Annotated in this window: 14 protein-coding genes; 8 read left to right on the top strand and 6 right to left on the bottom strand. The window is 61.3% G+C overall.

Annotated elements, in window-relative coordinates:
• Positions 1-6: 6 nt before the first annotated feature.
• Positions 7-2,910: a DNA translocase FtsK gene (locus tag ACR0LD_RS13045; RefSeq protein ID WP_480637328.1), complete on the top strand. Its 2,904-nt coding sequence runs from the start codon at positions 7-9 to the stop codon at positions 2,908-2,910.
• Positions 2,911-2,949: 39 nt separating this feature from the next.
• Positions 2,950-3,546: a LolA family protein gene (locus ACR0LD_RS13050; RefSeq protein WP_170342281.1), complete on the top strand. Its 597-nt coding sequence runs from the start codon at positions 2,950-2,952 to the stop codon at positions 3,544-3,546.
• A 12-nt stretch (positions 3,547-3,558) separates the two neighbouring features.
• On the opposite strand, the gene ACR0LD_RS13055 is transcribed toward ACR0LD_RS13050, so the two are convergent.
• A complete protein-coding gene (locus ACR0LD_RS13055) occupies positions 3,559-4,140 on the bottom strand; it encodes a transglycosylase SLT domain-containing protein (RefSeq protein WP_093964271.1) in 582 nt (193 codons plus the stop codon).
• Between the two features lie 187 nt (positions 4,141-4,327).
• Here ACR0LD_RS13055 and hspQ point away from each other — a divergent pair, with 187 nt between their 5' ends.
• Positions 4,328-4,654 carry a heat shock protein HspQ gene (gene hspQ / locus ACR0LD_RS13060; RefSeq protein WP_170341320.1) on the top strand — a complete coding sequence of 109 codons (327 nt, stop codon included), beginning with the start codon at positions 4,328-4,330 and terminating at the stop codon, positions 4,652-4,654.
• A gap of 24 nt (positions 4,655-4,678) precedes the next feature.
• Here hspQ and ACR0LD_RS13065 read toward each other — a convergent pair whose 3' ends face one another.
• The 3 genes from ACR0LD_RS13065 to ACR0LD_RS13075 form a co-directional block, all read right to left on the bottom strand.
• Positions 4,679-6,256 (bottom strand): gamma-glutamyltransferase family protein, encoded by a 1,578-nt coding sequence (locus ACR0LD_RS13065; RefSeq protein ID WP_480637330.1) that lies wholly within the window; start codon positions 6,254-6,256, stop codon positions 4,679-4,681.
• 188 nt (positions 6,257-6,444) lie between these two features.
• Positions 6,445-6,906, bottom strand: a complete 462-nt coding sequence (locus tag ACR0LD_RS13070) for an ATP-binding protein (RefSeq protein WP_170342288.1) — start codon at positions 6,904-6,906, stop codon at positions 6,445-6,447.
• A 20-nt stretch (positions 6,907-6,926) separates the two neighbouring features.
• Positions 6,927-7,265 (bottom strand): STAS domain-containing protein, encoded by a 339-nt coding sequence (locus ACR0LD_RS13075; protein WP_480637332.1) that lies wholly within the window; start codon positions 7,263-7,265, stop codon positions 6,927-6,929.
• Between the two features lie 100 nt (positions 7,266-7,365).
• On the opposite strand from ACR0LD_RS13075, the gene ACR0LD_RS13080 reads away from it, so the two are divergent.
• Both ACR0LD_RS13080 and ACR0LD_RS13085 read left to right on the top strand, forming a co-directional pair.
• A complete protein-coding gene (locus ACR0LD_RS13080; RefSeq protein ID WP_170341327.1) occupies positions 7,366-8,538 on the top strand; it encodes an acetyl-CoA C-acyltransferase in 1,173 nt (390 codons plus the stop codon).
• A 73-nt stretch (positions 8,539-8,611) separates the two neighbouring features.
• A complete protein-coding gene (locus ACR0LD_RS13085; protein ID WP_170342295.1) occupies positions 8,612-9,067 on the top strand; it encodes a GAF domain-containing protein in 456 nt (151 codons plus the stop codon).
• A 5-nt stretch (positions 9,068-9,072) separates the two neighbouring features.
• Here the strand turns inward: ACR0LD_RS13085 and ACR0LD_RS13090 are convergent, their stop codons facing one another.
• Both ACR0LD_RS13090 and ACR0LD_RS13095 read right to left on the bottom strand, forming a co-directional pair.
• Positions 9,073-9,969, bottom strand: coding sequence for a cation diffusion facilitator family transporter (locus tag ACR0LD_RS13090; protein WP_170341329.1), 897 nt, complete (start codon positions 9,967-9,969; stop codon positions 9,073-9,075).
• Positions 9,970-10,007: 38 nt separating this feature from the next.
• Positions 10,008-10,280, bottom strand: a complete 273-nt coding sequence (locus ACR0LD_RS13095) for a DUF1294 domain-containing protein (protein ID WP_093964277.1) — start codon at positions 10,278-10,280, stop codon at positions 10,008-10,010.
• A gap of 116 nt (positions 10,281-10,396) precedes the next feature.
• Between ACR0LD_RS13095 and ACR0LD_RS13100 the strand changes: the two genes are divergently transcribed.
• The 3 genes from ACR0LD_RS13100 to ACR0LD_RS13110 are packed head-to-tail and all read left to right on the top strand — an operon-like array spanning position 10,397 to position 11,974.
• Complete coding sequence (locus ACR0LD_RS13100; protein ID WP_093964278.1) at positions 10,397-10,966, top strand: helix-turn-helix domain-containing protein; 570 nt, start codon at positions 10,397-10,399, stop codon at positions 10,964-10,966.
• Positions 10,966-11,589 carry a LysE family translocator gene (locus ACR0LD_RS13105; protein WP_093964279.1) on the top strand — a complete coding sequence of 208 codons (624 nt, stop codon included), beginning with the start codon at positions 10,966-10,968 and terminating at the stop codon, positions 11,587-11,589. Before ACR0LD_RS13100 ends, ACR0LD_RS13105 begins: the two co-directional genes overlap by 1 nt.
• A 4-nt stretch (positions 11,590-11,593) precedes the next feature.
• Positions 11,594-11,974, top strand: a complete 381-nt coding sequence (locus tag ACR0LD_RS13110; RefSeq protein ID WP_170342302.1) for a GFA family protein — start codon at positions 11,594-11,596, stop codon at positions 11,972-11,974.
• The last annotated feature ends 15 nt before the right edge of the window (positions 11,975-11,989 follow it).

Raw genomic sequence — 11,989 nt, forward strand, 5'->3', positions numbered from 1 at the left:
GGGCACATGGCATCTTACAACGCGCGCAACCGCGACCCATTGTTGGACAGCACCACCCAGGCCGCGATCGAGCGGCGCAGCAAGGAACTGATCGGGATCGCCTTGATCTTGGCCGGCCTGGCCGCCGCGGCGATGATCTGGTCCTACACGCCGGATGATCCGAACTGGATGGTCTCGACCGACGCGCCGGTGCAGAACTGGCTGGGCCGGTTCGGCGCTTCGATCGCCGCGCCGTTGTTCATGATCGTGGGCTGGGGCAGCTTTGGCATCGCGCTGGTGCTGGTCGGCTGGGGCGTGCGCTTTGCCGGCCATTTCGGCGAGGATCGCGCCGTGGCCCGCCTGATTTTCGCGCCGATCTGGATCGCCGTCCTCTCGGTCTATGCCGCAACGCTGGTGCCCGGCGCCGAATGGCGCGCGACGCACAGCTTTGGTCTGGGCGGTCTGTTCGGCGACACGGTGATGGGCGCGCTGCTGACGCTGTTGCCGATCTCGTCGCATTTCATGGTCAAGCTGATGTCGCTGGCCATGGCGGCCGGCATGCTGGCATTGGGCGTCTTTGTGCTGGGTTTCACCAAATCGGACGTCCGGCACGGGTTCCGGGCTTTCCTGCTGGGTCTGGTGATGGCCTATGACATGCTGATGACCGCGCTGGGGCAGGGGGCCTCGGCCACGGCCCGTGCCGCGCAGGCGCGCCGGGAAAAGTGGCAGGAACGCAAGGCAACCCAGGCCGCCGGTGCCGAATTCGAGGATGAACTGGCCTATGCCGATCCGGTCTTTGAAGAGCCCGAGATCGCAGCCCACGAGCCCGTCAAAACGGGCCTGCTTGCGCGCATGCCTGGCCTGATCCGCCGCCCCGAGCCGATGCCCGAACCCGAACTGGTCGACCCGGAACCTGTTACCGGATATGACGAGATGCCGGGCGAGGACCGGATCCGCTCGAAGATCTCCGCGGTGATCCAGAACCGCAAGGTCGCCACCGGTGAAATCGCGCCCGAGCCGGATCCGAACCGCCCGCTGACCAAGGGGCGCGGCCGTGGCCCTGACCCGCTGATCCTGAATGCGCCGCGAGCGGGCAACCTTCCGCCCGAACCTCCGCTGACTGCTGCCGGGCTCCCGCCCGAGCCGCCGTTGACAGGTCACCCGGCGCAGCCTTCTGCGGAAATGAAGACGTTCGCGGAAGACCCGGTCTCGGCCTATGCGCCTGAGGATATCGACGACGATCAGGTGTTCGAGGATGCAGAGGACCCAATCGCCGAGGCACGCCCGGCATTGAAGATCCCGGTTGCCGAACCGCGCAAGCCGGTCGTGGCGCAACCCGTCCGGCGCAACGTCCTACCGTCGCGACGGGCTCAGGCAGAAGCCCAGCCCAGCCTGTCTTTCGAAGAGCGGCACACGGATTTCGAACTGCCGCCGCTCAGCCTGTTGACGAACCCGTCGGGCATTCAGCGTCATCACCTCAGTGACGAAGCGCTGGAGGAAAACGCGCGGATGCTGGAGAACGTGCTGGATGATTATGGGGTCAAAGGCGAGATCGTCAGTGTCCGCCCCGGCCCTGTCGTCACGATGTACGAGTTGGAACCCGCACCGGGCCTGAAAGCCAGCCGCGTGATCGGGCTGGCCGATGATATCGCCCGGTCTATGTCGGCGCTGTCGGCGCGGGTCTCGACCCTGCCCGGACGTTCGGTCATCGGCATCGAACTGCCCAACGAGAACCGCGAGATGGTGGTCCTGCGCGAAATCCTGGCAAGCCGCGATTTCGGCGACGGCACCCATGCGCTACCGCTGGCGCTGGGCAAGGATATCGGCGGAGACTCGGTCGTGGCCAACCTGGCCAAGATGCCCCACCTGCTGATCGCCGGGACGACCGGTTCGGGCAAGTCGGTGGCGATCAACACGATGATCCTGTCGCTGCTCTACAAGCTGACACCGGACGAATGCCGCCTGATCATGATCGACCCAAAGATGCTGGAACTTTCCGTCTATGACGGCATCCCGCATCTGCTGTCGCCGGTCGTGACCGACCCGAAAAAGGCGGTGGTTGCCCTGAAATGGGTCGTCGGCGAAATGGAGGACCGCTATCGCAAGATGTCCAAGATGGGCGTGCGCAACATCGCCGGCTACAACGGCCGGGTGAAGGACGCGTTGTCCAAGGGCGAGATGTTCAGCCGCACGGTCCAGACCGGGTTCGACGACGAAACCGGAGAACCCGTTTTCGAGACGGAAGAGTTCGAACCCAAGGCCATGCCCTATATCGTCGTCATAGTCGATGAGATGGCCGACCTGATGATGGTGGCCGGTAAGGAGATCGAGGCCTGTATCCAGCGTCTGGCCCAGATGGCGCGGGCCTCGGGCATCCACCTGATCATGGCCACGCAGCGGCCCTCGGTGGACGTCATCACCGGCACGATCAAGGCCAACTTCCCGACCCGGATCTCGTTCCAGGTGACGTCGAAAGTCGACAGCCGGACCATCCTGGGCGAGATGGGGGCCGAACAGCTGCTGGGGCAGGGCGACATGCTGTACATGGCTGGCGGCGCCAAGATCACTCGCTGCCACGGGCCGTTCGTGTCGGATGAAGAGGTCGAGGAGGTCGTGAACCACCTCAAGCAGTATGGCCCGCCCGACTATGTCGGCAGCGTGCTGGACGGCCCGTCCGAGGACAAGGCCGACAATATCGACGCGGTTCTGGGGCTGAACACCGGCGGTAACACCAATGGTGAGGATGCCCTGTACGATCAGGCGGTTGCCATCGTGATCAAGGATCGCAAGTGTTCAACCTCGTACATCCAGCGGAAACTTGCCATCGGCTACAACAAGGCTGCACGGCTGGTCGAGCAGATGGAGGACGAAGGCGTTGTTTCGGCAGCAAATCACGTGGGCAAACGCGAAATCCTCGTCCCGGAACAGTAGGATATTTAATAACAAGGGCAGAGCGCATATCTGTGTGTCATGAAACAGATTGCCTTTGCCCTTGCCCTTGCTTTGACTGCCCCTGCAGCCTGGGCCGCCGACAAGCTTCCCTTGTCGCAGATCTCGAACTATCTGAACGGATTGAAGGCCGTTCAGACGACGTTTACCCAAGTCAACGATGACGGATCGCTGAGTACCGGCAAGCTGTGGCTGCAGCGCCCCGGAAAGATGCGGTTCGAATACGATCCGCCCAACAGTGCGGTCGTGTTGGCCAATGCCGGCACGGTGATGGTGTTCGACCCCAAATCAAACCAGCCGCCCGAGCAGTACCCGTTGAAGCGCACACCGCTGTCGCTGGTTCTGGCGCGCAACGTGAACCTGTCGCAGGCCAACATGGTAGTCGGCCACACATTTGATGGCACAGCCACGGTCGTCACCGCGCAGGACCCGAAAAACCCCGAGTCCGGGCGGATCGAGCTGATGTTCACGGCTAATCCGATCGAGCTGAGGAAATGGGTCATCTACGACAACGCCGGGGGTCAAACCACGGTGCTGCTGGGTCCCCTCAACGAAGATGTCAGAATCGACAGCGGCCTGTTTTCGAACAAGGCGCGGCGCGGGTCAGAAAATCGCTGACCCGCGGCTCTTTCAATAGCGGCAGCTGGACAGCTGCGCCTGGTACATCTGCGCGCGTGCGTCCACGTCATTGGCCACGTTCAATAACCAGGTCTTGCCGTAATGGCTGCCGCGTGCGTAACCCGCGCGACCTTCGTGATACGCCAGATACTGGTTCCGCGTGTCGCTGGTCGAGATGCCGATCTTCTGACTGCTTTTGTTCATGTACCATCCGACGAAATCTGATGCGTCACGAATGCGGTCACGCTTGGCGCGCCGCTTCCCGGTTTCGCGCTGGTATTCTTCCCAGGTTCCGTCCAGGGCCTGGCTGAAGCCATAGGCGCTGCTCTGACGGCCCATCGGAATAACCCCAAGAACATATTTGTGGGGCGTCCGGGCGTCGTGACGATAGCGGCTTTCTTGGTAGATGGTTGCCATCTGGACATGGACCGGAACACCCCATTTGCGTTCGGTGCTCTTGAACGCCTTGATCATGTCCGGCCGCTCGCGTGCGATGGCGCAAGCGTCATTGAGGTTGCTGGGCGGACGCTGTGCGCCGCCCCCACAGGATGCCAAAAACAGCACCCCGAAGAGTACGAGAAGTTTTCTGCTCATGTGCCTCGTGCCTTTTTTCTTTATTCTAGCGCAGATTGCAGGCCGAGGAAATCACAATCGTATAAGAAACCCTGCAGCAGGCCGACGACTGTCAGGCATAGGTTCACAGACTGTTTCCGCGAATTTCAGATCAATGATTGGCAATTGCCGGCGGAAAGGTTTAGTAAGTGCCTTGGGGGCTGAAACAATGCTGAAGACACATGCAAAGTACCGCCTAGGCCAGGTGGTTCGTCACAAGAAACATCCCTTCCGAGGGGTGATTTTTGACGTGGATCCGGAATTTGCGAACACCGAGGAATGGTACGAGGCAATTCCCGAAGACAGCCGCCCGATCAAGGATCAGCCGTTCTACCATTTGCTGGCCGAGAACGATCAATCCTTCTATGTGGCTTATGTATCAGAGCAAAATCTGATTGCCGACCAGTCTGGCGAACCTGTTGATCATCCTGATATTCCCAACATGTTCGGGCCGTTTCAGGACGGCAGCTATCCGCTGCACTTCCAACTGAACTGATACGGTGTTGACGCCGTTGCGGCGTCAGTAACCCAAAGCGCAACCGTCCTTTCGAGGGTCGCTGGCGCCCTCCAATACTCCGCTTTGACGGATTCGGATCGCCTGGGCGCCGCCCAGAGGCGTTTCCGTTTCGACGACATTGTGCCCCATTTCCGACAATTGTTGCGCGATCCTGCGATCGTAACTGGGTTCGATCTTCAAGATCGAACCGTCGGCAAAAACGCGGGGTGCGTCGACGGCGTGCTGCAGCCCCAAGTCGAAATCCAGAAGGTTGGAAACCAGGCGCGCGTGGCCTGTCGGCTGATAGGCCCCGCCCATCACGCCGAACGGCATGGCTATCTGCCCGTTTTGCTTCAGTATCGCGGGAATGATTGTGTGCATCGGGCGCTTGCCGCCGCCCAGTTCGTTCGGATGTCCCGGTTCAAGGTTGAAACCACATCCGCGGTTCTGCAGGAGAATGCCAAACTTTTCCGAGGCGATGCCCGATCCGAAGCTGTGGAAGATGGAGTAGATCAGAGAAACAGCCATACGATCCCGGTCGACGACCGTGACATAAACCGTGTCCTTGTGCACCGCTTCGGTCAGCGGGGCGGCGGCGGTCATGGCGCGCCGGGGATCAATCAGCTCGGCCAGCTTTGCCGCCGTTTCCGGCGCCAGAAAATGTTCCATGCGCGACGTCTGATCCGGGTCGGCGATGAACCGGTTGCGTGCATCGTAGGCCAGCTTGGTCGCCTCGGCTTCGATATGCGCCCGTTCGGCGCCCCACGGGTCCATGCCTGCAATGTCGAAATGCTTGAGGATGTTGAGAAGCAGGATCGCAGTCGCGCCTTGTCCGTTCGGCGGATGTTCCAGCAGTTCAGCGTTGCGGTAGTCACCTCCGACCGGTGAGGCTTCGATGAATTTTGTGTCGTGAAAGTCCGTGGCCGAATGAACACCGCCTCGGGAATTCAACGCGGCCAGCATGTCATCGGCGATTTCGCCCTCGTAAAAGGCGTCACGCCCCCTTCGGGCCACGCGACGCAGGACTTCTGCCTGACCCGGAGCGCGAAACACCTGACCTGTCGTTGGGGCGCGGCCGTCGATCAGATAGTGATCCCGGGCTGCGCCCTGCAGCGTTTCGGCCCCGATCGACCAGTCATGCGCGACGCGAGGTGCAACCGGAACGCCCGTTTCGGCATAGTGAATTGCAGGTTGAAGAAGGGCCTCGATCCCCAATCGACCCTCGGCCTCTGACAGGTGGCAGAATGCGTCAACAGCCCCGGGGATCGTCACCGCTTCGGGGCCGTCAAGTGGCACCGCAGCCAACCCACGGGCCCGCAGATCTTCGGCCGAGGCGCCAGCGGGCGCCCGCCCGGATCCGTTCAGCGCGCGCACCTTCGTTTCGCCAGCGCGATTGTAAAGAACGAAACAGTCGCCACCCAGACCTGTCATCTGCGGTTCGCAGATGCCCAGAAGTACGCCCGCGGCAATGGCGGCGTCCATCGCGTTTCCGCCGCGGCCCAGAATGTCCAGCGCCACCTTTGCAGCCAGCGGATGCGAGGTTGCGCACATCCCTTCGGTCGACAAAACCTCGGAACGGCCGGGGGCATGGAAATCGCGCATGGAATGGGTCTCCTCCTGAACGGCTCGACACTAGGGTGCCGTTGGCTGATGTCCAGTCATTTCAAGGAGAAGGTCCTCGGCGCCGTTCACTGGGTGGGGGCTGTGACACATGGCGCCGAGGGAAGCTATCTGAGCTACCCCTTGTTTCTGCCCGTCGTTTGCGGCGCGACAATGGTCCGATCTGGGCGTTATTGTGGCCGATCCGCTTTTTTTGTGCGCTCAAACCGCAAGAATAGCAGGTTTTGGCCGTTTCTGCGGTCATACCGCACCTCGTCGGCCAATGTGCGGATCAGGAACCAACCGAATCCACCTTCGGGCAGGTTTGAAGTATCGGTTTCCACACTGGCGGGAATACCATCAGGCATCTTCAGGCCGGGCAAGGGGTGCCCGGTGTCAGTGATCTGGACCTCCAGGTAATCTTTGGAGTCCAGCACGGAAACCCGAACCATTCCGGGCGCGCGCTCAGCATAGGCGTGTTCGACAACATTGTTGATCGCCTCGGCCAACACGATCTTGATGTCGGCAGTCTTTTGCCCCGGCAAACCGAGATTCGACAGCCCCGCGTGCAACGAAGCGATGGCGCGGCTGGCCTCGGCTTCGACGGCAGGGAACGCCACTTCGAGTCGGCCGTCTTCGCAGTTGACTGTCACGCCATTTGCCCCCTGACGCTTCACTCCAACTCGGAGGCCAGCGCGTCATCCAAGTTGGGATGCAGTTTGAAAACCGTATCCATCCGCGTCAGCCGAAAAACCTTGGCCACGACAGGCTGCAATCCTGCCAGTTCCAGCCTGCGCCCATTTCCAAGTTGCTTCATGGACGCCACGATCGCGCCCAATCCACTGGAGTCTATGAACTTGACCGCAGACAGGTCCAGGATGATCCGACCGGCGCCATCCGCGGTTTGGGTCCGCATGTCTTCCTTGAACTGTATCGCCATGGCGGCGTCGATGCGGGCGGCGTCGACTGTGATGATCTGCGTTTCGCCTGTCGTTTTGCTGCTCAGTGCCACGTGACTTCCCTCGGATTCCGTCGATCGATCGTAGAAATACGCTAGACGGCATTTCTTACCATTCGGTATCCAAGCACTCGACAAAAGGAGGAGTCGTCACATGAAAGAGGTTGTGATCGCTGGTGCGGCCCGGACGCCGATGGGCGGGTTTCAAGGAATGTTCGACGGCGTGCCTGCGGCGGAACTGGGTGGCGTCGCCATTCGCGCGGCGCTTGAAAACGCCAAGACGCAGACGGTCGACGAGGTTTTGATGGGCTGCGTTCTGCCCGCCGGTCAGGGGCAGGCTCCGGCGCGTCAGGCAGGGTTTGCGGCAGGTCTGGGAGAAGAGGTACCTGCGACCACGCTGAACAAGATGTGCGGGTCGGGCATGAAGGCGGCGATGATGGCGTTCGATCAGATCGCGCTTGGCCATGCAGACTCGATGGTTGCGGGTGGGATGGAAAGCATGACGAATGCGCCCTACTTGCTGCCCAAGATGCGCGGCGGGGCTCGTATCGGTCACGGCCAGGTGGTGGATCACATGTTCCTGGACGGGTTGGAAGATGCCTATGACAAGGGCCGCCTGATGGGCACTTTTGCCGAAGACTGCGCCGAGGCTTATCAATTCACCCGAGAGGCGCAAGACGAATACGCGTTGAAATCGCTGTCGAATGCGCTCGAAGCGCAGGCCAGCGGGGCCTTCTCGGACGAGATCGCAGCCGTCACGGTCCGAAGCCGCAAAGGTGAAATCATTCAGGATTCGGATGAGCAGCCCAAATCGGCGCGGCCGGAAAAGATACCGACGCTGAAGCCGGCATTCCGCAAGGATGGCACGGTGACGGCGGCCAATTCCTCGTCAATCTCGGATGGCGCAGCGGCGCTGGTTCTTGCTGCGGCTGACACGGCCGAGGCGCGCGGCCTGAATGTACGTGCCCGCATCCTGGGCCACGCGAGCCACGCCCAGGCGCCCGGCCTTTTCACGACGGCTCCGGTCCCGGCCGCGCAGAAGCTGCTGGAACGGATCGGTTGGAGCAAGGACGACGTGGACCTGTGGGAAGTGAACGAGGCGTTTGCCGTTGTTCCGATGGCCTTCATGCACGAAATGGGCCTGCCGCGCGACAAGGTCAACGTCAACGGTGGCGCCTGTGCCCTTGGTCATCCGATCGGTGCCTCAGGTGCACGCATCATGGTGACGCTTCTAAATGCACTCGAGAAGCGTGGCCTGAAGCGCGGAGTGGCCGCGATCTGCATCGGAGGCGGCGAAGGCACCGCAATCGCGATCGAGCGGGTTTGACGCTTTGGCATTTTGCCATTAGCTGAACCGGGCCGCAGAGGTTGCGGCCCGGTTGCACATTGGAAATGACCCCATGAAAGCTGACTACGCGCTCTTGTCCAAAACCATCGAAGCCCTGACGGAAGGTGAAACTGACCAGGTCGCTCTGATGGCCACCGTCGCCTGCGAGGTGCATCACAGCGACGACCGCTTTGACTGGACAGGGTTTTACCGTGTGACCGAGCCGGAGTTGTTGAAGATCGGACCCTATCAAGGCGGGCATGGGTGTTTGGTCATTCCGTTCTCGCGCGGGGTCTGCGGGGCGGCAGCGCGGACCGGAGAGGTTCAGCTGGTCCCGGATGTGGATGCGTTTGAGGGGCACATTGCCTGTGCCTCGTCGACCCGGTCCGAATTGGTTCTGCCGGTGCGGGACTCTGCGGGGCAGGTCATCGGGGTCTTTGATATCGACAGCGATCAGCCCGATGCGTTCGAGCAGGCCGATGCCGATGGGCTGTCGCGTATCCTCGCGCAGGTTTTCGGGCGTCTGTAGAACCTTTATTCCGGTTCGATTCCCGAGGCTTTGAGCTGAGAGTCCGGCTCCACGTGAATGATGGTCCGGGCCTCGGGCAGCTTTTCGGCGATTGCATCTTCGATCGCGTCACAGATGTCGTGGGCGTCACCGACTGTCATGTTGCGATCGACGACCAGATGAAATTCGATGAACACGGCTTTGCCGGCCCGTCGGGTGCGCAGATCGTGGATCTGCAAGGCTCCCTGAGACGAGTTCCGAACGGCGGCCTCGATGATGTCCGTGTCCTCGGTGTGGGCAGCTGAATCCATCAGATCTCCGGCCGAATGGAAAATGACCTTCCAACCTTCGCGCAGAATATTCGCGGCCACCAGAATGGCCAGCAACGGGTCAAGAACGGCCCAGCCTGTGAGCAATACCAGGATCAGTCCCAACAAGACCCCGGCCGAGGTCCAGACGTCGGTCATCAGGTGGCGCCCATTGGCGGTCATGGCCGGCGAGCGCCGTTTCTGACCCGCCGAGATCAAGACGCGGGCCCAGACCAGGTTCAGGACCATGGCCGCTGCGTTCACGGCCAGTCCGATCGGTCCGAGCTGGTCCAGGTGAGGCGCGAACAAGGCGCCCCAGGCTTCCTGAATGATCAGGATTGCGGCGAGAACGATCAGGGTCCCCTCGGCGATGGCCGAGAAGTTCTCGGCCTTGTGATGTCCGAAAGGGTGATTGCTGTCGGCAGGACGCTCTGCCATCCGAATGGCAAACCACGCCAGCAGCGCGCCGACCACGTTGACCAAAGACTCCATTGCGTCGGAATACAGAGCGACCGACCCGGTCAAATGCCATGCCAGGACCTTGAGCAGCAGCACCAGCAGGGACACCGCCACTGACCCGATGGCCAGCGCCTGGGACGAAGTTCTGTCAATCATGTGCAACCATTGCCCGATCGCACTGCCAAATGCCAGTTTCAAACAGAACTGTAGGTGAGGAACAGGTAGATCGCGCCCGCCTGCAGAGCCGCAATGGCATACAGCAGAGTCGTCAGCCGCTTTTTTCGGGTCTTGTGCCCGAATATCCAGCGACCCAACAAAGCTGCGGGGCTGCCGCCCAACAGCGCCAGTCGCAAAAGCCACTTCTCCGGGACACGCCGCCTGCGTCGGATCGCCCGCAGCTTGTCCCAGCCGAACACCAGCAAAGTCAACGCGTTGATGGCCCAGAAATACAGAATGACGATCCACATTCCGCAGCCATAGCGTGGAAGGATCAGGATCGGTAGTGAAAAATCTCTTGGAATTTTCACCGATTCGGGACATCGTGAAAAATGTGACGTAAATTTCATGAATCGGGGGTGGTAGCGTGAACGACCAGGCCCATATCGCTGCGACGCTGGGGGCGGACATTCGCGCGCTGCGCAAGGCGCGCGGGTTGACGCTGACCGATATCGCTTCGCGGTTGGACCGGTCCGTGGGCTGGCTCAGCCAGGTCGAGCGCGATTTGTCTGCTCCGTCGATCTCGGATCTGCGCCTGATCGCGGAATGCCTGGGTGTGCCGATGTCGATGCTGTTCGCCCATACCGGCGTTCTGGCCGAGGAACAGGGCTATGTGGTGCGCGCCGGTTCGCGCCGGCCGATGGGGTCGGGCGAGGAAGGGCTGATCGAGGAATTGCTGTCGCCTGACCTGACCGATGATTTCGAGATGGTGCATTCCACCTTTGAGCCCCACTCCCGGATGCAGACCCCGGCCAACCGTCCGACGCAGGAGGTTGGATACATGATCTCGGGCCGTCTCGACCTTACGATCGGAGGGCGAAATTTCACCGTCGGCGTCGGGGACAGCTTTCGGATCAAGCACGAACCCTATCAATGGGCGAACCCTTACGACGAACCCGCCGTGGCCGTCTGGGTGATCGCTCCGCCGGTGTACTGATGAGCTTTGAGGCCTGGACCATATTCGCGCTGTTCTGGGTGGTGTTCGTGACCACGCCGGGTCCGAATGCGGTGAATTGTATCTCGAACGGGATGAGCCTGCCATTTCCCAAGGCAATGCTTGGGGTTCTGGCGATCCTGACCCAGGCCAGCGCCTTTCTGATCCTGTCGGCTCTGGGGGTGACAGCCCTGATCGCGGCCTCGCCAACCGGGTTTTTTGTGGCCAAGCTGATCGGGGCGGGGTTCCTGATCTGGATGGGACTCCGGGGGTGGATGAACGCCGCGCGTCCCGCGCCGGCCAGCCAGCGCCCGGCCCGCCATGTCTATCTCCATGCCTTGGCCGTCGCCACGATCAATCCAAAGAGCGTCGCAGGTTACCTGGCCGCGTTTTCCCAGTTCGTGCAGCCTGATGTGCCGATCTGGCAGCAAATGGCGATCATCATGCCGACGGCGCTGATCATCACGACGCTCAGCTACACCGGGTTCACACTGTTGGGTGCGGTGATGGGGCGGGCGGCGCTGGGCGCCGTGTTCAACGTCTGGGTGCGCCGCGTCATGGCCACCTGTTTCATCATTTATGGCGTCCTGCTGGGAACCAGCGCGGCACCTGCAGGAAAGGGATAGAGCCATGCAAAAAGGATCGTGCCTTTGCGGTTCGGTGGCCTTCACGATCAACGGAGAGCTGTCACCGCCCTCGGCCTGCCACTGCGGGCAATGCCGTCGGCAGTCTGGGCATTATTGGGCCTCGACCGCGACCCACCAGGACAACCTGACCCTGAACAGCAGCGATACACTGGGATGGTTTCAGGCTTCGGACACGGCCCGGCGTGGTTTCTGCAAGGCATGCGGAAGCTTTCTGTTCTGGCAGCACAAGGACGAAGACACGATTTCGGTTTCGATGGGGGCTCTGGACCAGCCCACTCAGTTGAAACTGGCCCGCCACATCTTCGTGGCGGACAAGGGCGACTACTACGACATCACGGATGAACTGCCCCAAAGGGCACAATGACAGGGATCTAGAAAC

The sequence above is a fragment of the Ruegeria sp. BF8 genome, from assembly GCF_056538625.1.

What these genes read in the sequence shown, in the direction of transcription:
- ACR0LD_RS13045 (WP_480637328.1), top strand. Translation starts at nt 7, where the DNA reads ATGGCATCTTACAACGCGCGCAACCGCGACCCATTGTTGGACAGCACC.
- ACR0LD_RS13050 (WP_170342281.1), top strand. Translation starts at nt 2,950, where the DNA reads ATGAAACAGATTGCCTTTGCCCTTGCCCTTGCTTTGACTGCCCCTGCA.
- ACR0LD_RS13055 (WP_093964271.1), bottom strand. Translation starts at nt 4,140, where the DNA reads ATGAGCAGAAAACTTCTCGTACTCTTCGGGGTGCTGTTTTTGGCATCC.
- hspQ (WP_170341320.1), top strand. Translation starts at nt 4,328, where the DNA reads ATGCTGAAGACACATGCAAAGTACCGCCTAGGCCAGGTGGTTCGTCAC.
- ACR0LD_RS13065 (WP_480637330.1), bottom strand. Translation starts at nt 6,256, where the DNA reads ATGCGCGATTTCCATGCCCCCGGCCGTTCCGAGGTTTTGTCGACCGAA.
- ACR0LD_RS13080 (WP_170341327.1), top strand. Translation starts at nt 7,366, where the DNA reads ATGAAAGAGGTTGTGATCGCTGGTGCGGCCCGGACGCCGATGGGCGGG.
- ACR0LD_RS13085 (WP_170342295.1), top strand. Translation starts at nt 8,612, where the DNA reads ATGAAAGCTGACTACGCGCTCTTGTCCAAAACCATCGAAGCCCTGACG.
- ACR0LD_RS13090 (WP_170341329.1), bottom strand. Translation starts at nt 9,969, where the DNA reads ATGATTGACAGAACTTCGTCCCAGGCGCTGGCCATCGGGTCAGTGGCG.
- ACR0LD_RS13095 (WP_093964277.1), bottom strand. Translation starts at nt 10,280, where the DNA reads ATGTGGATCGTCATTCTGTATTTCTGGGCCATCAACGCGTTGACTTTG.
- ACR0LD_RS13105 (WP_093964279.1), top strand. Translation starts at nt 10,966, where the DNA reads ATGAGCTTTGAGGCCTGGACCATATTCGCGCTGTTCTGGGTGGTGTTC.
- ACR0LD_RS13110 (WP_170342302.1), top strand. Translation starts at nt 11,594, where the DNA reads ATGCAAAAAGGATCGTGCCTTTGCGGTTCGGTGGCCTTCACGATCAAC.